Annotated in this window: 13 protein-coding genes; 11 read left to right on the forward strand and 2 right to left on the reverse strand. The window is 53.2% G+C overall.

Translation table 11 applies throughout. From position 1 onward, the window contains the following. The first annotated feature begins 143 nt into the window (after positions 1–143). Genes L6H98_RS12585 through L6H98_RS12600 form a run of 4 tightly spaced genes read left to right on the forward strand, consistent with a single transcriptional unit; the run spans position 144 to position 5,276 of the window. Positions 144–1,607 (forward strand): PTS mannitol transporter subunit IICBA, encoded by a 1,464-nt coding sequence (locus L6H98_RS12585; RefSeq protein WP_236415509.1) that lies wholly within the window; start codon positions 144–146, stop codon positions 1,605–1,607. Positions 1,608–1,621: 14 nt separating this feature from the next. Then, positions 1,622–3,703 carry a BglG family transcription antiterminator gene (locus L6H98_RS12590; RefSeq protein WP_236415511.1) on the forward strand — a complete coding sequence of 694 codons (2,082 nt, stop codon included), beginning with the start codon at positions 1,622–1,624 and terminating at the stop codon, positions 3,701–3,703. Next, a complete protein-coding gene (locus L6H98_RS12595; RefSeq protein WP_236415513.1) occupies positions 3,700–4,134 on the forward strand; it encodes a PTS sugar transporter subunit IIA in 435 nt (144 codons plus the stop codon). Before L6H98_RS12590 ends, L6H98_RS12595 begins: the two co-directional genes overlap by 4 nt. Continuing rightward, positions 4,131–5,276, forward strand: coding sequence for a mannitol-1-phosphate 5-dehydrogenase (locus L6H98_RS12600; RefSeq protein WP_236415515.1), 1,146 nt, complete (start codon positions 4,131–4,133; stop codon positions 5,274–5,276). Before L6H98_RS12595 ends, L6H98_RS12600 begins: the two co-directional genes overlap by 4 nt. Before the next feature lie 174 nt (positions 5,277–5,450). On the opposite strand, the gene L6H98_RS12605 is transcribed toward L6H98_RS12600, so the two are convergent. Together L6H98_RS12605 and L6H98_RS12610 are read right to left on the reverse strand one after the other, a co-directional pair. Then, positions 5,451–5,690 (reverse strand): cysteine-rich CWC family protein, encoded by a 240-nt coding sequence (locus L6H98_RS12605; RefSeq protein WP_236415517.1) that lies wholly within the window; start codon positions 5,688–5,690, stop codon positions 5,451–5,453. Between the two features lie 53 nt (positions 5,691–5,743). Next, positions 5,744–7,870 (reverse strand): DNA mismatch repair protein MutS, encoded by a 2,127-nt coding sequence (locus L6H98_RS12610; RefSeq protein WP_236415519.1) that lies wholly within the window; start codon positions 7,868–7,870, stop codon positions 5,744–5,746. 644 nt (positions 7,871–8,514) lie between these two features. Between L6H98_RS12610 and L6H98_RS12615 the strand changes: the two genes are divergently transcribed. From L6H98_RS12615 to pulA, 7 genes are all read left to right on the forward strand, one after another. Further along, complete coding sequence (locus tag L6H98_RS12615) at positions 8,515–10,854, forward strand: helix-turn-helix domain-containing protein (RefSeq protein WP_236415520.1); 2,340 nt, start codon at positions 8,515–8,517, stop codon at positions 10,852–10,854. Positions 10,855–11,248: 394 nt separating this feature from the next. Continuing rightward, positions 11,249–12,202, forward strand: coding sequence for an ABC transporter permease subunit (locus L6H98_RS12620; protein ID WP_236415522.1), 954 nt, complete (start codon positions 11,249–11,251; stop codon positions 12,200–12,202). 45 nt (positions 12,203–12,247) lie between these two features. Further along, the gene (locus L6H98_RS12625) at positions 12,248–13,120 is read left to right on the forward strand and encodes a carbohydrate ABC transporter permease (RefSeq protein ID WP_236415524.1); all 873 of its coding nucleotides are present in this window, start codon (positions 12,248–12,250) and stop codon (positions 13,118–13,120) included. A gap of 56 nt (positions 13,121–13,176) precedes the next feature. Beyond that, positions 13,177–14,679 carry an extracellular solute-binding protein gene (locus L6H98_RS12630; protein ID WP_236415525.1) on the forward strand — a complete coding sequence of 501 codons (1,503 nt, stop codon included), beginning with the start codon at positions 13,177–13,179 and terminating at the stop codon, positions 14,677–14,679. A 23-nt stretch (positions 14,680–14,702) separates the two neighbouring features. Continuing rightward, complete coding sequence (locus L6H98_RS12635) at positions 14,703–15,806, forward strand: glycoside hydrolase family 88 protein (protein WP_236415527.1); 1,104 nt, start codon at positions 14,703–14,705, stop codon at positions 15,804–15,806. Positions 15,807–15,876: 70 nt separating this feature from the next. After that, complete coding sequence (locus L6H98_RS12640) at positions 15,877–17,388, forward strand: extracellular solute-binding protein (RefSeq protein WP_236415529.1); 1,512 nt, start codon at positions 15,877–15,879, stop codon at positions 17,386–17,388. Positions 17,389–17,719: 331 nt separating this feature from the next. Next, positions 17,720–20,620, forward strand: coding sequence for a type I pullulanase (gene pulA / locus L6H98_RS12645; RefSeq protein ID WP_236415530.1), 2,901 nt, complete (start codon positions 17,720–17,722; stop codon positions 20,618–20,620). Positions 20,621–20,841: the final 221 nt, after the last annotated feature.

The raw sequence follows: 20,841 nt of genomic DNA on the forward strand, positions 1-20,841 counted from the left end.
TTTCATTTCGTTGTAAGGGATACCGTTTTCATTTAGTATGAACTTGAAAATCACGAATACAGGATTTGTACCTTTATTCATCTGAACTGCGTGTTGATATGTTCAGTCGAGTCAAGGTTTAACATGTTGAGGAGGTTATCAATATGAGTTCAGTGGACGCAAAGTCCGGGAAAGCCGAAGGACTGCGGGTAGGCGTGCAAAAGTTCGGACGTTTCCTGAGCGGCATGGTTATGCCGAACATGGGTGCATTTATCGCATGGGGCTTGATCACGGCTTTATTCATACCGAAGGGTTGGTTCCCTAACGCCGATTTTGCGCAGCTCGTTGATCCGATGATCAAATATTTGCTGCCATTGCTGATCGGTTATACGGGCGGCACGATGGTGCATGGCACGCGCGGGGGCGTCGTCGGTTCGATTATGACCATAGGCGTCATCGTGGGCAGCGACATTCCGATGTTTCTTGGCGCAATGATCGCAGGTCCGCTTGCGGCTTGGATCATCAAACAGTTTGACAAAGCCGTTGAAGGCAAGATCAAATCCGGTTTTGAAATGTTGGTCAACAACTTCTCTGCCGGTATTATTGGCGGAATTCTGGCCTTGATCGCCCTGAAAGGGATCGGTCCTCTGATCGAAGCGTTGAGCAAAGTTTTGTCAGCGGGTGTTCAAGGATTGATGGATCTGGGCTTGCTGCCACTCGTCAACCTGATCATCGAGCCGGGAAAAGTGCTCTTCCTGAACAATGCCATTAACCACGGGATTTTGACGCCTTTGGGAACGGATCAGGCTAGAGATCTCGGTCAATCCATACTGTTTATGCTGGAATCAAATCCGGGTCCCGGACTTGGTATCTTGCTGGCATATTGCTTCTTTGGCCGTGGTTCTGCGAAATCTTCGGCTCCAGGTGCTGCCATCATCCATTTCTTTGGCGGGATTCACGAAATTTATTTCCCTTACATCCTGATGAGACCGATCCTAATCCTGGCCACTATTGCGGGTGGCGTCGCTGGAACGCTGACGTTCATGTTGACGGGTGCGGGACTCGTATCCGCTCCATCTCCAGGAAGTATCATCGCCTATTTCTTGTTGACACCTAAGGGCGGGTACGTTCCGATGTTGGCAGGCGTAATCATTGCAGCGGTCGTTTCCTTCCTGGTTGCTGCCGTTCTGCTCAAAACGGGCAAACAAAAAGACGAGGATTTGGAAGCTGCATCCAACCGGATGAAAGAAATGAAAAATCAAGGCAAGACGGCGAACGAAACCGTAGCCAACGACAACCGTGAAGCAGACCGTGCGGCAGACATCGGGGCTTCCGCAGTGAAGAAAGATGTCAACAAAATCGTGTTCTCGTGCGACGCGGGAATGGGATCAAGCGCGATGGGTGCTTCGATTTTGCGGAAGAAAATGAAGCAGGCCGGTGTGGACGTGAACGTCACCAATACGGCGATCAGCGAAATTCCGCAGGATGCGGATATCGTCATTACGCAAAAAACGCTGACCGACCGGGCCAAAACGGTCGCGCCGAACGCGGAGCACATCTCCATTGAAAACTTCCTGAAGAGCCCGGAATACGAGGCACTGGTTGAACGCCTCAAATCCAATTCCTGAACGGAACCACAACAATGAATATTTCGAAGCGGCAACGCGAGATTTTGGAATTTCTCCTGCAGCAGACCAAAGAAGTGACCGCCGGGGACATCGCGGCCCGGATCAATGTGAGCACCAGAACGATATTGAGGGAACTTAGCGCATTGGAAGAAAAACTGGTCTCTTACGGGGTCGAAATCAAAAAAAAATCCGGGATCGGCATCTATTTAGATGCAGATCCCTCCTGTCTTTCACGGCTAAGACAACAGCTGTTTCAAGTCGAGCCGATGGAATGGACGCCCGAAGAGCGCAAAATTTACGCGCTCAGCCTGCTTCTGGACGATAATCAAGAGCCCATTAAGCTGCTCGCGATCGCATCCGATTTGAAAGTCACCGTCGTAACGGTCAGCCACGATCTCGATGAATTGCAATCATGGATCGAGGAGCAGGGACTCGTTCTGGTGAGAAGACGTGGATACGGCGTGGAAATTACCGGGAGCGAATCTTATATCCGTCGAGCAATGGTGGAACTTGCCATGGAGCATTTGGACGAATCGGATCTGTTCGGCGCCCGATCGGAGCACACCAACTCCAAGGCAAACAGCAAGCTGCTCGAAATCATCGGGCATGATCATGTATTGAAAGTAGAAAACGCCTTATGGCAGCCCGATATCGAATGGCTGGAGAACATGCCTGAGCGCCAGTACATGAGATTGCTGCTGCAATTGTCGGTGATGGCGGCCCGTGTCAACAAAGGCCGTGCGATCGAGAACGATATGCCGCACGTACAGATCCCTGAAGACAGTGTTCCGGAATACATGGCTTTGCGTCTCTGCACCATTCTTGCCAGTGAACTGGGCATCGAACTCGATTTGGCGGAGCGGAAATACGTTCACGGCCTGCTGATCGAAGCCAGGCAATTGATGCATACCACCCGGCTGCTGCCGGTGGATGATCTGCTTGTGCTTGACCGGGTCGTTTCGCTGATCGACAGCATGGAGAAGATCACGCATTACGATTTTCATGAAGACCGGCTGCTGCGCGAAGGTTTGATTGCCCATATGGAGCCTGTTCTGGAACGAATCGAAGGGCGGCAGCTGATCCGCAACCCTTTATTGCAGCAAATCCGTCAGGATTACGAAGCCTTGTTCGCGGACGTTAAACGAGCGGTGAATCAAGCTTGGCATGGCATTGAAGTACCTGATGAGGAAATCGGTTTTTTGGTCATGCATTTTGGAGCTTCCATTGAACGGTTGCGGACGCTGAAGCGCGAGGTCAGAGCCGTCATTGTGTGCACCAGCGGCATCGGATCGTCGCGCATGCTCTCAAGCAGGCTCGCCAAGGAAATTCCCGAAATTCGCATTGTGGACAGCGTGTCTTGGTACGAAGCGGCCCGAATTCCTAAGGAGCAGTACGATCTCGTATTGTCGACCGTGGATTTGCCGATGGAAAAGCACCAATACTACAAAGTCAGTCCGCTGTTGACCGGCGAGGAAAGCGAACAGCTTCGGCATTTTATCAAAACGACGACGCTGCAGCGGGAACACAGCCCGCCTTCAAGCGGGCATTCCCCTGTCGTTCGCGAAACGCAGTGGTCAGGACTTGAGGCCATGCTGGTAGAGATCGTGCGAATCATCGGCGAGTTCCAGGTATTTCCGTTGGACAATAAGGGCCTGGAATTGGATGAAACAGTCTATGCCATGTGCAAAATACAGCATGAGCGCGGCGTGCTTCAAGCTCCGCACAAAGTAACCAAATTGCTGGAGGCCCGTGAAAAAGCAGGCAGCCAGAAAATTCCGGGCACTTCGCTTGCCTTGTTTCACACGCGCAGCGAAGGCATCTACAGGGCAACGATCAGCTTGTTTCAACTGACGCAGCCGCTGCTGATGTCCGAAGACGACCCGGAAGGCGTCAGCCACGTCTTGCTGATGCTGGGCCCTTGGGAGCTGTCGAAGGAAAGCCTGGAGGTGCTTAGCGAAATCAGCGCCCTGCTTCTGCAGGAAGAAATGATCGAATTGTTGGAAAAAGGGAACAGGGATGATCTCATTCATTATCTTTCCCGTGAACTGGTCGGATTTTATCGCAGCAAAACCGAAATTGGAGGGCAACAACCATGAGTATTTTAACGACAGACAAAGTCGTCCTGAACGCGACGGCGCAAGATAAATATGAAGCGATTCGCATGGCCGGGCAAGTGCTGAAAAATGCTGGCCACATTACGGCGGAGTACATCGACAAAATGCTGGAGCGAGAAGAGATCGTATCGACGTACGTCGGTAACGGGCTTGCCATTCCGCATGGCACGAAGGAATCGAAAGGATTTATTTTGTCCACCGGCATCTCGGTTATTCAATTCCCGCAAGGTGTTGACTTTGGCGACGAGAAAGCATACATGGTCATCGGCATCGCCGCGCAAGGCGGAGACCACATGGAAATACTGACCAGCATCGCGGTCATTTGTGCAGAAGAAGAAAATATGGAGATTCTGCGCCATGCCAAAACGGCCGAAGAAATCATCACTCTTCTTGAAAGCGAAATGGAACTATGAAGGCATTACATTTTGGTGCAGGCAACATTGGACGGGGCTTTATCGGGCTGATCCTTTCCCGTGCAGGCTATGAGGTCGTTTTTTCGGACGTGAACCAAGGGCTTGTGTCCACGCTGCAGCAGCGCAAACAGTACACGGTGGAATTGGCGAACGAATCCAAAGACACGGAAACGGTCACCCATGTTGATGCTATCGACGGGACCAACCTGGACACCGTTGCGGAAACGGTGGCGGAAGCGGACCTTGTCACCACTGCCGTTGGCGTTAACATTTTGAAACATATTGCACCGGGTATTGCCAAAGGACTCGAAAAGCGGCTGGGCAAAGGCGGAGCGATCGAACCGCTGCACATCATCGCTTGCGAGAATGCGATCGGTGCCAGCACGCAGCTGAAAGACCATGTCTATTCGCTGCTGGAGGAGTCCACCCGACGCTTGGCAGACCAATATGTTTACTTCCCGGATTCCGCTGTGGACCGGATCGTTCCGATTCAGCATCATGAGGATCCGCTGCATGTTCAGGTAGAGCCTTTCTATGAATGGGTCGTGAATCGTTCACAGATGTCTCCTGCCCTCAACCCGATTGAAGGTGTCATGTATGTGGAGGATCTGGAACCGTACATCGAGCGCAAGCTGTTCACCGTAAACACGGGACATTGTGTTGCGGCTTATATCGGCAACGTCTACGGTTACGACACCATTCAGCAAGCCATTGCCGACGAGAAGGTCCGGTCCATCGTGCATGGTGCTTTGCAGGAGACGGGAAATGTGCTTGTGAAACGGTTTGGGTTCGATGCCGAGGAACACGGGAAATATATTTCGAAAATATTGGATCGTTTCCGCAATCCGTACCTTACGGACGAAGTCTCGCGCGTAGGAAGATCTCCGCTGCGCAAATTGTCCCCGAACGATCGGCTCGTACGCCCGGCTACCCAGGCTTACGAATACGGAATGGAGACCGTGCATTTGGCCATGGGTATGGCAGCGGCCTGCAAATTTGACGTGGCTGAGGACCCGGAAGCCGTCGAACTTCAAGGCCTGATTCGCCAAAAAGGCGTTGCTGCTGCGCTGAGCCAGGTGACATCCCTGGACGAATCCCATCCGGTGCTGCAACAGGCCGTGAAGTACCACTCTGAAATGTAACGTTCAATCAAGAGAGGACTGCTTGGAGCAGTTCATTTCAAACCAAAAGGAGCGAACCACCCCGGATGATCGGGGCGATTCGCTCCTTTTGTCATGCTTGAATTCTTCGAGACCACTCTTGGCGAGAGATTCCCCTTGTCGAGTAAACATTCAGACTAAGGGCATATGCTTCGTTCATGCGTTGGCACGCTTGGTATAATCTTCGACGCACCGCTGACAGATGCAGGACTTCCTGCGCTGCGCGGGCGGAATGCGATCCAGAATGCCTTCCGGAAATTCGGCGGCCTTGCACCAGCATTCCTCATGAGGCCGGCCTGCCGCGTACGTGCATCCGTTGGCTTCGCCGCACAACGGGCAGGTCAAAGCATTGGCTATGCGCAGGTTGTCGTGCACGGAGCCCGATTCCAAACTCATGGGCAGCCCCTCTTTCTAATAGCGTTCCTTTCCCCAGTATAACAGCTTCGGCTTCAATGTTCAGGAGGCGTTTCGATGATCAATCCATCCACGTGTTTTCTCGCCATCTGTTTACGTTTTTTTCGGTTCTCTTTGGTATCCAGCACGATGTCGAGATCGTAGTGATCCAGATCGGGATAGAGCTCTTCCGCAGCGATGTGCAGCGTCAGCCGTTTTTTGTGGATTTTGATTTTGTTTCCGCGCATCAACACACCGATGTTTCCGCGTTTGTCCTCCGTTTCGTACACTGTGCCCGTCTCGTTCAAATAGGCCGCGAATACACGGTCGCCTTTTCTGAATGCTTTGGTCCGGTGAGTGGATTCAGATTCATCCGAGTCCGAGGCTGGCTGTGCATTGGTCCGCTCGGGAACGGCGGCATCCCATTTCGAAGGTCGCTTGGCATGCTGCGGCCCTGCTCCAGTCTGAGACCGCGCCGGGATTGGAGCGAAGGCGGACGTCTGCCCGGAGGCGTGAGGGTCCGGATGCCCCAAGCCCTGCTGAGAAAAACGTTGTGCTTCCTGAACGGAACGCTGATCGCCTGGTTGGCTTCCTGAACGGGGGCGAATGGAATCCATTTCTTGTTCAGATACATCTCGTCGTTCCTTTTTCTCCGTTATTCCATGAGAAGAAACCGCTTTGGAACGTTCGATGATGCGTTCCGGCATGCCAAGCTTTTGCGCGATGGCGTAGGCGTAACTTTCGCCCGCTTCTCCGATCCGCAGCCGGTAAAGGGGCTGAAGGGAGACGGTATCGAATTCCATGCGCGCATTTTCGAATCCAGGCGTCGCCGCAGCGAAATGTTTGATCTCGCCGAAGTGGGTCGTTGCCACAACGGTGGCTCCCCGGCGGTGAAGCTCTTCAAGCATGGCAATGGACAACCCGACGCCTTCGCCGGGATCCGTACCGGAAGCCATCTCGTCGATCAATACCAGCGTGGATGGGCCGGCTTGCTCCAGAATGCCGATCATGTTCCGAATGTGGGCGGAGAAGGTGCTGAGCGCCTGTTCCATGCTTTGTCCGTCTCCAATATCTACCGCCATCTCTTCAAAGACGGCCATCTCGCTGCCTTCCGCAACAGGGACGAGCAGACCCGACTGCATCATGAGCGTAAGCAAGCCGAGCGTTTTGAGCGCGACCGTTTTGCCGCCCGTGTTCGGACCGGTGATGATCAGCGACGAGTAACTGTCCCCGATGGAGAAATCCAGCGGAACCATGGATGTGCCCATTAACGGATGTCTTGCCTGCAGCAAACGGGTGCGCCCCTCAGTATTGACTCGCACGACTACGCCGTCCACGCTTGCGGCAAATTTGGCTTTGGCAAACAGAAAATCCAGTATGCCTACCGTATCCACGTTAAGCTTGATCTCGTGGCTGTAGGATTCGGCCAGCGCGGTCAGGTCTCCCAATATTTTCATCTCTTCCCGCGATTCTTCCGTCTGAAGCGAAGACAGCTCCATTTGCAGTCCGACCAGCTCGGCAGGTTCGATGTAAACGGTTTGGCCGCTGCCGGACTCATCCAGCACGCTGCCCTTCACCTGTTTGCGGAACTCCTTTTTGATCGGCAGCACTGCCCTGCCGTTCCGTTGGCTGATGACATGCTCCTGCATGATCGAGCGGTGTTTGCTTACCAGCGCGTCCAGCTTTCGTTTCATGCGTTCGCTGCTGACAGCCATTTTTTTGCGGATGCGGGCCAGTTCCTTGCTGGCATGGTCCTGGATGCGCCCGGCGTGGATGGAGCGTTCAATCTCGCCCAGCAGCTGCTCCATTTGCATCATGGAGGCCGCATAACGGCTGACCGTAGGCGCAACCCCCGCTTTGCCCTCCATGTATTTCATCAGTTGGGCGCAGCTTCGCAGAAACTGGGCCAGATGACCGAAATCCTGTTCGTTGAACAAATATCCGGTACCAAGCAAATTCATGATGGTCTCCATGCCATCGAGTGAAGGGATGGGCACACTTGCTCCGTAACGGATCAAGGCAACGGCTTCGTCTGCCTCCCCAAGTCGTATTTGGATCATGCGGGCATCGGCGATCGGTTTCATGTCCTGGGCGTGCTTTCTGCCGAGATAGGACAGGGCACAGCTGGAAACGAGCTGTTGAATTCGATGATAATCAAGACGCTGCAGCGTTTGTTCTTTCATAAGGGAATCTCTCCTCAGTATAGATTTGGTATCCTCACTCGTTTTCGCATCACGGTGCAAGGTTTGGCCCGGAAACGCAAAAAAGGGCGAAGAATGAACATACGTCATTCTCCGCCCGCATACTGTACGGGAAAGAAGGGCAACCGGACCCAAACAAGAAAAACGTCAATTGTGAAGCATGCTGAAGATGCATACACAAAAGAGAGGCCGCGTTTCGCGGAGTTTTTCTTGAACGGCCAGAAAGAAGCTGCACGGAAGCTGCACACCTTTCTGACACAAAAAAACCGCACTGAACAACAGCGCGGCATTGGATCCGGTCCCATAACAATCCCGAAGATGATGGTTGATATCCGCTGTTCTTAACTAAGTACAGGGTTCTGGCGCAGCAAGAAACAAACATACGCCATTTGGGCATATGCACAGGTGCAAGGCCATAATCCTGAATATGAAGCTAATTAGTTAAGAACGCTCACCGACATCAAAATCTCTCCTTACGATTGAGGATATGCTTACACTATAAACTGGAAAATGCTCTGAAGTCAACAATGAATAAGAAATAGTGGACTTGAATAACGATGGGTTTTAAAATAACAATAGTAAATTAATCCAATGAAAGCGATATTATACAAAGGAGGTTGCTCTACTTGCCCAAATATTTGCTGCGATTGCTGTGCTTTACGATGATTCTTGGGGCTCTTCCGGTGATCGTGATCGGTTCGGTGTCCTATTCCATTGCTTCCCAAGACATTGAACAGAAAGTGCGTGAGAGCAATCTGCAAATTTTGCACCAGACCCAGATGAGAATGGAGCAGGTGTTGAGTAGCCTTCAGTTGTCCTCCATCCAATACGTGAATTCTCCGCTGGTGCTTCAAGCGATGAAACAGCCGCTCGACAGCAGCGAATTTGAGGAAATCAGGGATCTCACATCCGGGTTCAACAACCTGCAAGCGGTTACAAGCATTGATCAGGCTTATTTGGTCAATCTGGAACAAGACTGGGTTGTCTCCATGCGTTCTTTTGGCAAAGTGGACGATTTCAGCATACGCGACCGCGTCGATTCTTATTTGACATATACGAACAGTCTTTTTTGGGTCACGCGGAATGTGCATTCGGCCAAGGAGAGCGTGCCGGTATCCGCAGGAATGAACGAAACCGGGCAAGACGTCTCCCCGCCAAGCCTGATTTCTTCGGATAACGTGGTTAGCATGGTATTCAAAATTCCGATGGTGCCGGGCAATGTCAAGCCCAAGGGGTTCTTGGTCATCGACATCGCCGATGCGGAACTGGGTGCGTTCTTGAGCCGCAATCCCAACTCCGGCGATATGTACGTGCTGGACAAGGAGCGCCATTTCTTTCTGGACGATGTGGAGCAAGGAGAGAAATATGAGCTCCTGAACCGTGAAATCGATCAAAAGATTCGGTTGGCCGGCGAGACCGAGGGCTTTTTCAATGCAGAGGTGGGAGGCAAGCCGATGGCTGTCAGTTACAGACAATCACCGTTAAACGGCTGGTTGTACGTATCGGTGGTATCCCTCGACCAAATTACCGCCCAATCGCGAAAAATCGCGATCGTTACGGGCGTGGCGACCTTGGTCATGTTGTGTGTTACCGGCCTGGTTGCCGTGTATGGCAGTCGGCGGATGTACTCGCCCATTTCAAGGCTGCTGCAATTTACCAAAGGCCTGGATTCCCCTTCGGCGCAGGCGAATCGCAGGCAGGATGAATTCGGGTACATTGAGGAACAGCTGCAAACCCTGTTCAGCTCGGAGAAAACGTTGCGAGAGCAAATGAAGGGGCAGCACGTGCATTTGCAGGAATTTTTTATGACGAAGCTGTTAACCGGCAAAATATCCGAGGAGGATTTCAGATATCAGGGGCAACGGTATGATTTTCCCACAGATTGGTCCAGGCTGGGCGTGTTGACGCTGCAGATCGATACGATGGAAGGGACCAGGTATGAAGAGCAGGATCGGGATTTGCTGTTGTTTGCCGTGACCAACATGGTTGAGGAGCTGCTGCCTCCCGAGATGCGATTTACGCCGATCATGATCGATGATGCGCAGGTGACGGTGTTGGCCTCCAAGCTGGAGGACGAGGCTCAGCTGAAAGCATGGATGCATCAGCAGGCAGAGGGCATAAGGGAGCGGGTCGTGACCTATCTGCAATTGCCGGTGAGCATCGGCATCAGCCGTGCCTATACCGCGATCGGGGATACGCCGCAGGCTTACCATGAGAGTCGAGAGGCCCTGCGCGGAAGGGTAAGCCTGGGCAGCCGCATTATTTTGCATTATGAGGATATTCAGCCGCGAGGTCGGACCGAAGCGGCGCTCTATACCCAGCTGCGCATGATCGAAGATCAGTTGGCTTCCGCATTGAAGCAAGGGGATCAGGACAAGACCGATGAATACTTTGCGCAATATTTGGCTTTGCTCGCAGACAAAAAGCTGCATTTCAGCGAATATCCCGTCATTATGGTGCAGCTGCTGTCCAGGGTGTATCAGCTCGTTCAGGAGCAGGGAGGAGACGTGGCCGAGGTGCTCGGCGAGAAAGCATCGATGTCACGGTTATTGAAGTTATCCACGCTGGACGAAATGACGGGTTGGTTCCGCCGCCGTCTGTTCGAGCCTGTGATCCGCTTTTGCCATGAACGGGAAGAATCGCAATACATGAACATTGCCCATCGCATGATCCGGTTGATCGAGGAACGGTACGATCGTGAGTTGTCGCTTGAGGTATGCGCCGAGGAGCTGAATTTTCATCCGGTATATTTGAGCCGTGTGTTCAAGAAGGAAGCTGGCGTGAATTTTACCGAATACCTTGCCGAATACCGCATGGAAAAAGCCAAAACGTGGCTGCAGACGACCAACCTGAAAATTTCGGAAATCGCGGAAAAGTTGAATTATACGAATCCGACGGCGTTTATCCGCACGTTCCGCAAAATTACGGGAACCACGCCGGGGAAATACCGCGAGCAGCAGAGATGACCCTGCGTCGGGAAGCCGGCTGGGGATTTCGCGGAAATTGCCGGAGTCCTGTCTGGTTGTCTCCTGAATGGGATTGTCCTTGCAACGAATATAAAGCCTGCTACGCCTGCCATGGCGGGCAGGCTTTTTTCGGTGATTCCGTCCCCATAACAGCATGCAGCAAGCCGCTCCCCAGCATGATTCCCGGCCGGTTAAGGTCGGAGGATGCAGGTTAAAAACGGTCCATCCCGCTTGGAAACGTCATTGCCGAAAACGATGCAAACCCTTGCTGCATAAGGAAAAACAAGAAGCTAAAACAAGATGATAGCCAGTTACCCGTTTATCCCCGACAATGAGAACATGAATTTCAGGAAGTGATAAATGTAATCGTTTCCAAAGTGGGGAGGAAGACACTATGAAAGCCGAAACGGCGGCCCGGACAAAGCCCGCTGCCCGCAGTGACAAAACCTTGTTGTGGAGGGAAATCATCAAAAACCGGTGGCTGTACATCATGCTGCTGCCCGGCGTGCTTTACTTCATTATTTTCAAATACATACCCATGTATGGCATCACGATGGCGTTTCAGGATTATACGCCATACAAAGGCATCTTCGGCAGCGACTGGGTCGGGTTCAAGCACTTCCAGCGTTTTTTCGGGGAACCTCAATTCTGGATGCTTTTCCGCAATACGTTTTTGCTTGCGATTTATAACCTGATCTTTTTCTTTCCGCTGCCGATCGTGCTTGCGCTCATGTTGAATGAAGTTAGGCGGGAGCGCTTCAAACGGTTCGTGCAGACGCTGGTATACGTGCCGCATTTCGTCTCCTGGGTTGTCGTTGTCGGCGTATTCTACATGTTGTTCACGACCGAAGGCGGGGCCATCAACGAGATGCTTTACAGCCTGACGGGGCAGAAAATCGCCTTCCTGCTGGAACCGGGCTGGTTCCGTTCGATGATCGTGGGACAATCCATATGGAAAGAGGTCGGCTGGGGCACGATCATATTCCTTGCGGCGCTGTCCGGCGTGGATACACAGCTCTATGAAGCTGCCCGCATCGACGGAGCCAACCGCTGGCGCCAGACATGGCACATTACGCTGCCGGCCATCCGCAGCACCATCATCATTTTGCTCATTCTCCGTCTGGGCAATTTCCTGGACACGGGCTTTGAACAGATCTTCCTGATGCTGACGCCAACCAACCGGGACGTGGGCGAAGTCTTCGATACCTACGTGTATACGAAAGGTCTCACCCAAGCCCAATACAGCTATAGCGCCGCGGTAGGTCTCTTTAAATCGGTCGTCGGACTGGCGCTGGTGCTCGGTGCCAACAGGCTCGCCAAAAAATTCGGGGAGGAAGGCGTCTACTGATGCAGAGCATTGGACGTTCTTTACCAGACAGGAGTGAACTTAACCATGCAACAGGACAAAACGTGGGGTAACCGAATCTTCGATATCGTCAACCATGGCCTTCTGCTGTTGATCGGTATCGTGACCGTCATCCCGTTTATCTACATTCTGGCGGTATCCTTTACGAGCCCGCATGAGGTGGCCAAGGGCGGTTTCATTCTCTTTCCGAAAGAGTTCTCCTTGGCGGCTTACCGGTACATTTTTTCCACGGATACCCTGATTCGCAGTTTGGGCGTATCCATCTACATTACCGTGGTCGGCACGCTGATTAACCTGCTGTTCACGTCGCTCATGGCCTACCCGTTATCCCGCAAATATTTGCGCGGACGCCAGGCGATCCTGCTCGGCGTATTGTTCACGATGCTGTTCAGCGGCGGCATGATCCCTACCTATTTCGTCGTCAAATCGCTGCATCTGACCGATACGCTGTGGTCGCTCATGCTGCCTACGGCTATCAGCGCATTCAATCTGATCGTGCTCAAAAACTTCTTCCAGGCCATTCCTGACGAGCTGGAGGATGCGGCCAAGATCGACGGCTGCAACGACGTCGGCGTGCTGTTCCGTGTCGTGCTTCCCTTGTCGATGCCAGCGATGGCAACCTTCTCGCTATTTTACGCCGTTGCCCACTGGAATAGCTTCTTCAACGCGATCATCTACATCAACGATAGCGAAAAGTGGCCTGTGCAGGTGTGGCTGCGCGAAATCGTCATTTTGGCCCAGAGCCGGATCGGGGATACCAGCATCGAAGAGACGGAAATTCAGCCGCTGACCATCCGGATGGCCGTCATCGTCTTTTCCACGTTGCCGATCATGATCGTATATCCGTTTCTGCAAAAGCACTTTGCCAAAGGGGTGATGCTGGGTTCGGTAAAAGGTTGACCTTAATTTGCATGCGAACGTCAGGACCGATTAAAAAGGGGAGGTATTCATTTCTTATGAAAGCAACGAAAAAGAAAGCAGTGGCTGTACTGAGCACGCTGGCATTGGTAACCGGTTTGCTGGCAGGCTGCGGCGGGTCGGACTCCGGTCAGGCGGCGGAAGGCGGGGTTCAGAACATATCCATCGCCATCGCCCAAGTCGGCGACGTGCCGGCCAAAGGCAACGAGGTTCAGCAGAAAATCGAGGAATACACAAACACCAAGCTGGACATTCAGTGGATTCCCGCATCGGCGTACAACGACAAAATCAACGTCATGATCGCCTCCAGCGACCTGCCCAAAATCGTGAAGGTCCAGTACACGCCGACCGTGACCAATGCGATGCGCAATGACGTCTTTTGGGAAATCGGCCCGCTGCTGAAGGATTACAAAAACCTGTCCGCCCAGAACGAGCGCTTCTTCGAAAACGTCAAGGTAGACGGCAAAATTTACGGTGTGCCGGTATTCTCCGACATTGCCCGCGCGACGGTCATTTACCGGAAGGACTGGTTCGACAAGCTGAACCTGAGCGTGCCGACCACGCCGGACGAATGGTACGAAACGATCAAAACGCTGGCTACTTCCGATCCGGACGGTGACGGCCAGGACAATACGTTCGGGCTGATGCTGTTCAAGAAGTACAATGAGGACCAATATTCCTTCACGACCCGTCTCGGAGTCAGCTTCGGCGCGCCGAACAAGTGGAAGGTCGAGGATGACGGCAGCTTCACTCCCGAGTTCATGACACCGGAATACAAGCAGGTGCTGGATCTGCTGAAACGCCTGTACGACGAAAAATTGCTGAACCAGGACTTTGCCGTATTCGATTCGACGGAAGCGGAGAAAAAGTATGATTCCGGCCTTGTTGGCATGCGCATCGGCGTGGCCCAGAACGGCAAGAGCCAGCAGGAGCGCCTGTCCAAAAACGTGCCGGACGGCGTTGTGGACATCGCGGGACTCTTGGGTGTGAATGGTGATCGCGTAGCGGGGCAGACGGGCAACTCCGGCATCTTGGCTTTCCCGAAAGCAACCGTGGGTTCGGAAGAAGAGTTGAGAAGCCTGCTTTCTTTCCTCGACAAGCTGATGGAGCCTGAAATGGCCACACTTCTGATGCGCGGCATTGAGGACAAACATTTTGTCAAGGTTGGCGAAAATGAAGTGGAGATGAGCGATTTCGATGCGTTCCAACGCGAGGTGAAGCCGTATCGCGATAATCTGCCTTACGTCGAGGGTTATAACGTGCCCAAGCTGAAAGATACCGAACTGGGCGAGAAAGGAACGACGCTGGCCAAGGAACTGGCAGAGCATGCCGTGCCGAATCCCGCGCTGACGCTCTATTCCCCGACCTATGGTGACCGCGGGGCGGATCTGGACCAGATGATCGCGGATGCCCAGACGAAATACATCATGGGCAAGATCGACGAGAACGGCTGGAACCAGGAGATCGAGAACTGGAAGAAGGCGGGCGGAGACAAAATTCGTGAGGAATACGCGGAAGATTACAAAAAACAAGCTCAATAAGCAGCCGGAAGCGGAGGATGTCCATGAAGGAAACGTTGCAATTCACGCCGGTACGCATGGCAGAGCAATTTATGGAAAGTTACCGCCAGCATGAGCTGTATGCGAAATGGCACTACGAGAACGGATGCGTGTTGAGAGCGCTGGAAGAGCTTTATTTTCGCACAGGGGAACAACGGTACTTCGACTACATCCGCGAGTTGATGGACCACTTCATTCTGGAAGACGGAACGATCCGCACATACAAAGTGGAGGAATATAATCTGGACCAGATCAATCAGGGGAAATCGTTGTTTCTGCTCATGGAAGAAACGGGGGAAGCCAAATACCGCAAAGCCGCCGATCTGCTGATGGTCCAGTTAAAGGGGCAACCGCGCACAAGCGAGGGCGGGTTCTGGCACAAAAAAATCTATCCGTTCCAGATGTGGCTGGACGGCCTGTACATGGCAACGCCTTTCATGACCCGATACGGCGCGGCAACAGGGGATGGGCAGTGGTTCGACAAAGCGGCCTTGCAGCTGCTGTTAGTCGAGCGGCAAACGCGGGATCGGCGCAGCGGGTTGCTGTACCATGCATGGGATGAAAGCCGGGAACAGCGCTGGAGCTCGGGCGAGACCGGCTGTTCTCCGCATGTCTGGAGCCGGGCGATGGGCTGGTACGTCATGGCGGTCGTCGACACGCTCGATCATCTGCCGGTAGATCATGAACAGCGAGGCCAGATCGTAGGCATTTTTGAGCGGATCGCAAATGCGTTGGTGAACGTGCAGGACCAGCAGACCGGCCTGTGGCCGCACCTGCTGGATCAGCCGGGCCGTGAACGCAATTATTTGGAAGCTTCGGGCAGCTCCATGTTTGTGTACGCGCTGGCAAAAGGCGTTCGAAAAGGCTATCTCAGCGATACATTCAAGCCGGTTGCGGAAAAAGGATACCAAGGCCTGATACAGCATCTCTTGAAAACAGACCGCGAAGGCATGCTCTCCTTGACCCAGTGCAATGGAGGTGCTGGGCTTGGGGGTACTCCGTATCGTGACGGTTCATACGAGTATTACATGACCGAATCGATCCGGATCAATGATCCCAAATCGGTCGCTCCGTTCATTTTGGCAGGGACAGAGTTGGAACTGGCGTAAGGCCGGTTCCTTCTTCAACTCAATTATGATAGCGCATTCATAATATGGTAACCCAAAGGAGAGATGGTTCATGAGCCCACGAGTACGGATGTCCCGATTAGGCGCGGGGATGATGGTCTTGACCTTGTCCGCCGGATTGTTGGCAGGATGCGGAGGCGAAAAGGCGCCTGCCGAGGGGGAAGGCCCGTTTCCCATCAACATTTCGTTGATGCAGGTGGGCGACGTGCCTGCCAAGGAAAACGGGATCGAGAAAAAGATCGAGGAATATACGGGTACCGATCTGAATGTACAGTGGATACCGCAGTCGGCTTTTGACGACAAAGTCAACGTCATGGTGGCATCCGGCGAAATGCCCACCATCATGCGGGTGAATTATGTGCCAACCACGTTTAATGCAGCCCGATCTGGATTGTTCTGGGAACTGGGCCCTTACCTGAAGGATTACAAAAACCTGTCTGCCCAATCGAAGGCATACTTCGACAATATCAAGATTGACGGCAAAATCTACGGCATTCCCAATTTCCGGGACATTGGCCGTACGGCGATCGTATACCGGAAGGATTGGTTCGACAAGCTGAAGCTGGACGTTCCGAAGACGCTGGACGACTGGTACGACATCATGCTGGCGATGCGCAAAAACGATCCGGACGGCAACGGCAAGGAAGATACTTACGGCACATTGTTGTACAAAAAGTATAATGAAGGCGTGTCCTCCCCGCTCACGCGCATTGCCGTAAGCATTGGCGGCGTAAACAAGTGGGGCGTGGACGAGGCGGGCAAACTCACTCCCGAATTTCTGACGCCGGAGTATGTGGACACGATGAAGCTGTTCAAACGCTTATTCAGCGAAGGGCTGATCAACAGCGATTTTCCGGCCCTCGATCCTTCGGATGCGGACAAAAAGATCGACTCCGGCCTCGTCGGCATGAAGCTGAACGGCGTGGCCCAGAACGGGAAGTCCTTCCAGCAGCGTCTGACCCCCAATGTAGCGGACGGAGAAATTGACGTGGTTCCGTTCCAGGGCAAGGACGGCATACGCATTGCCGGCGAGCCAGGCAACTATGGCATGCTCGTGATTCCAAAAGCTTCCGTGCCGGACGAGGAGCAGTTGAAGCAGGTGCTCACCTTCCTTGACCAGCTTCTGGACGAAGAGTTAAGCACGTTGCAATTGCGCGGGCTTGAGGGAGTGCATTATACGAAAACGGCGGACGGCAAAACCGAATTCAAGGACTTTGATGGGTATCAACGCGAGGTGAAGCCGTACCGCGATAACCTGCTTAACATCGAAGGCTATAACGTTGCCGAGCTGGTTGATCTGCCCATCGGCATGAAGGGAACCAAAATGGCGCGCGAAAACGAGCAATATGCCATTGCGAATCCTGCGTTAACATTGTCATCGGATATCTACACCGAGCGCGGGCAAGAGCTGGATCAGATGATCTGGGACGCCCAGACCAAATATATTATGGGCAAAATCGACGACGCCGGCTGGGAGCAGGAGGTTGCGAACTGGAGAAAATCCGGAGGCGACCAGTTGATTCAGGAACTGGAAGCTTCCTATGCCGAATTGAACGGGAAATGATCCCGTAAACAAGTGACTGTAAACAGGCCGTGTTTCATGTCATCAAGACGTGAAGCATGGCCTGTTTTTGGTTTCCTGCTTATGGACGTGGCTCAGAACGGGTATACAAAGAAGAGCGTGCATTTCGTAGATTCATTCTCTTTTTTTTTATCAGGAAAGTCACAAACGTTGTCAATCTGAGGCGCTTGTTTACATATGCTGATTCTGGAAGCGATTGCTCTTCAACCAATGATGATGCTATGGCAAGCGGAGATTCAGCCGATATGTGATGCATGGTCCTAGGTTGACAAATGGCGTCCCGGTCCGTAACATCGGGACGAAACCGAAATTCATGGATACAAAGGCGGTGGGAACGATGCTGGAATGGACCGAATTTCGTTATGAGGGCAATGATCTTGGTTTAACCTATACTCGTGCTGCAAGCACGTTTAAGCTGTGGGCGCCCACAGCTCGGCAGGTTACGCTGCTGATTTTTGATGAGCAAGGGACTTATGGTGAGGATGGACGGGTAACCGAACACGAGGGCGGAATTTCCCATACCATGACTCGAAGTGCCGAAGGGATATGGAGTCTGCGCTTGGATGGGGATTGGAACAGCCATTATTATATGTACCGACTCGTTCACGAGGATGGGCGCATTGCCATTGCGCCGGACCCTTATGCGCACGCGGTCACAGCCAATGGGCAGCGCACGGCCATTATCGATATGGACGCAACGAATCCTGCTGATTGGGAGAATGATGCCAGACCCGCATTTTTGCATCCGATTGATGCCGTCGTTTACGAACTTCACGTTCGCGATTTCTCTTCCGATCCCCAAGCTGATATTCCGTTTAAAGGAAAATATCTGGCCTTTGCTGCATCAGGGCTGACGGATCGGGACGGAAATGCCATCGGGGTGGACCACCTCGCCGAATTGGGGATTACCCATGTGCATTTGATGCCTGTCGCGGATTACCAAACCGTGGATGAACTGCTTCTGGCGGATGCGGGTCCCCATGAAAGGCTGCCTTACAATTGGGGTTACGATCCCCAGCATTACAATGTGCCGGAAGGATCGTATTCGACCGATCCGCGGGACCCTTCAACAAGGATCCGCGAATTCAAGACCATGGTCCAATCCCTGCATAGGCAAGGCATTCGCGTCGTGCTTGACGTGGTATACAATCACACGTTCAGCGTGAATGAAGGACCTTTCGACCGGATTGTACCGGGGTATTATTACCGTTATTGGGAGAACGGGACGCTTAGTAACGGATCAGGGGTTGGCAATGAGCTGGCCACGGAGCGGCCGATGGTGCGGAAATACATTTTGGATTCCCTGCTTCATTGGGCAGAAGAATATCATGTAGACGGATTTCGTTTCGACCTAATGGGGCTGATCGATACGGACACGATGAACGAACTGACGCGAGAATTGAAAGAGAGAATTGATCCGGCGATACTGATTTATGGCGAGCCATGGACGGGCGGGGATTCGCCGCTGAATCGAAAAACGCTCAAAGGCGCCCAACGCGGTCAAGGCTTCGCCGTGTTCAACGATCATTTTCGTGGAGCCATTAAAGGGGACAGTGACGGTGCAGGCAAAGGATTCGCTACCGGAGCCGTCGGCAAGGAGAAAGACATCGTCGCAGGTGTTGCGGGAGCCATCGACGACTTTACGATCACGCCAGCGGAAACGATCAATTATGTTACGGCCCATGACAATCTCAATCTATGGGATAAAATCGCCACGACGATGAACTTGAGGCCCCAGCTTGGTTTTCCCGAATGGCAAGGGGGACAGCCGGTTGGCGGCGGGAGCGCGGAATCCGCAGTAAGGGCAGCAGACCCGTATCGTTTGGTGGATGAAGAAGATGTGCTGGAATGTGATATGGTTCGGCGTTCGTTGTTGTCTTCAGGCATTGTGCTGACCTCGCAGGGGATTCCGTTTCTGCATGCCGGAGATGAGATGCTGCGCTCGAAGTTTGGCGACCAGAACAGCTATCGCAGCGATGATGTGGTGAATTCGATCGTTTGGAAAAATAAATCCAGGTTCAGGGCCGTATTCGACTATTATCGCGGGCTGATTCAGCTGCGCCGGACGCACCCTGCCTTTCGCATGATTCATGCGGATCAGATCAGGAAGCACCTGCAATTCCTCCGGGCCGAAGGGCAAATGGTTGTTTTTATGCTTAAGGACGGAGCCAACAAGGATAGCTGGAACCGAATCGTTGTCATCTACAATGCTTCTGCCCAGCCTCAGCCGTTAACCCTGCCTGAAGGGACTTGGCATGTGGTCGTCAATGACCGGCGGGCCGGCACGGAGGCGATTGACAGCGTGCAAGGGACGGTGCTGGTTGAGCGTTTGTCGCTGATGGTGTTATATGACATGGAGCAGGCAGGCGTTACCGAACCCGCCGTGATCGAAGTCAATGCTCCGCGGCAGGCGTATAGCCCTGGCGAGAAGGCAAGGATACGCGCCGTCGTGCTTGACAGTTTGGGCAATGTAGTGCCGAATGCGAAGACGACGTGGACGTCTTCTGCCCCCGAGGTGCTCCGGATCGAAGAGGATGGAACGATCGAGGCAATCCAAGCCGGAGATGCGGTCATTACGGCCCGATACGGAGATATCGCTGCTTACAGTCTATTGCTGGTCGAAGAGCGATATGCCGAACGGCTCGAAATTGTTGGAGAAAACGTGTTGTATACGACGCGCATTAGCCGGCTGAGGGCATTGGTGCTGGATCAGTTCGGTCAGCCTCTATCGGGAATGCGCGTTCGCTGGCACTCTTCGCATCCGGAAACGGCCGCGGTCAGTTCCGCCGGGATCGTTCGCGGCTTGGCACCTGGCCATGTCCGGATTACAGCGGAGACGGAAGGAGTCCGGGGATCGATCGACATTGCGGTTCATAGGCAGACGTCGCGGTTGGTCACGCTTCGGTACGAGCGTCAGGATCGGCAGTATGACGGATGGGATGTATGGGTATGGGGCACGGGCATGCAGGATGGCGCCGTGCGCCTGGAAAGGAACGGCGATGCGGCGGAGGCGCGTTTCCGGGTGGCCTCCGGTCTGCAGCATCTCGGGCTGATCATTCGCCTGAATGAATGGGAGGCCAAGGATACGTGCGGCGACCGATACGTTGATATTACGCCCGAGGACGAGAATGTGCTGATCGTCGTCCAGAGTGGTTCCGACCATATGCAGGTGATACGCGATGCAGGGAGAATGAACGATCTCAGCAGTGCATAATGCTTCATAAAGAGTCATGTATGTATTTGAGCAAAGGCAGCCGGAGGATCTCCGGCTGCCTTTGCCGTGAACATCGGAGCCGATTGGCAAAAATGGATTAATGTGAAAAAATGAGCGGATTAACGTTTGAGATGCGGTGGCTTTGGGGTAAGTATAGATATGGCCCGAATGATGGCCGAAGATCATATTGTCGTGCAAAAGAGAGACCTGTGTGTCAAACG

The organism is Paenibacillus sp. JJ-223 (genome assembly GCF_927798175.1).
In the GTDB taxonomy this organism is placed as follows: Bacteria; Bacillota; Bacilli; order Paenibacillales; family Paenibacillaceae; genus Paenibacillus; species Paenibacillus hubeiensis.

Excerpts from the sequence above, each read along its gene's own strand:
- L6H98_RS12630 (WP_236415525.1), top strand. The coding sequence starts at position 13,177 with ATGAAAGCAACGAAAAAGAAAGCAGTGGCTGTACTGAGCACGCTGGCA.
- L6H98_RS12610 (WP_236415519.1), bottom strand. The coding sequence starts at position 7,870 with ATGAAAGAACAAACGCTGCAGCGTCTTGATTATCATCGAATTCAACAG.
- L6H98_RS12605 (WP_236415517.1), bottom strand. The coding sequence starts at position 5,690 with ATGAGTTTGGAATCGGGCTCCGTGCACGACAACCTGCGCATAGCCAAT.
- L6H98_RS12600 (WP_236415515.1), top strand. The coding sequence starts at position 4,131 with ATGAAGGCATTACATTTTGGTGCAGGCAACATTGGACGGGGCTTTATC.
- L6H98_RS12635 (WP_236415527.1), top strand. The coding sequence starts at position 14,703 with ATGAAGGAAACGTTGCAATTCACGCCGGTACGCATGGCAGAGCAATTT.
- L6H98_RS12620 (WP_236415522.1), top strand. The coding sequence starts at position 11,249 with ATGAAAGCCGAAACGGCGGCCCGGACAAAGCCCGCTGCCCGCAGTGAC.
- L6H98_RS12625 (WP_236415524.1), top strand. The coding sequence starts at position 12,248 with ATGCAACAGGACAAAACGTGGGGTAACCGAATCTTCGATATCGTCAAC.
- L6H98_RS12595 (WP_236415513.1), top strand. The coding sequence starts at position 3,700 with ATGAGTATTTTAACGACAGACAAAGTCGTCCTGAACGCGACGGCGCAA.
- L6H98_RS12640 (WP_236415529.1), top strand. The coding sequence starts at position 15,877 with ATGAGCCCACGAGTACGGATGTCCCGATTAGGCGCGGGGATGATGGTC.
- L6H98_RS12585 (WP_236415509.1), top strand. The coding sequence starts at position 144 with ATGAGTTCAGTGGACGCAAAGTCCGGGAAAGCCGAAGGACTGCGGGTA.
- L6H98_RS12590 (WP_236415511.1), top strand. The coding sequence starts at position 1,622 with ATGAATATTTCGAAGCGGCAACGCGAGATTTTGGAATTTCTCCTGCAG.
- pulA (WP_236415530.1), top strand. The coding sequence starts at position 17,720 with ATGGATACAAAGGCGGTGGGAACGATGCTGGAATGGACCGAATTTCGT.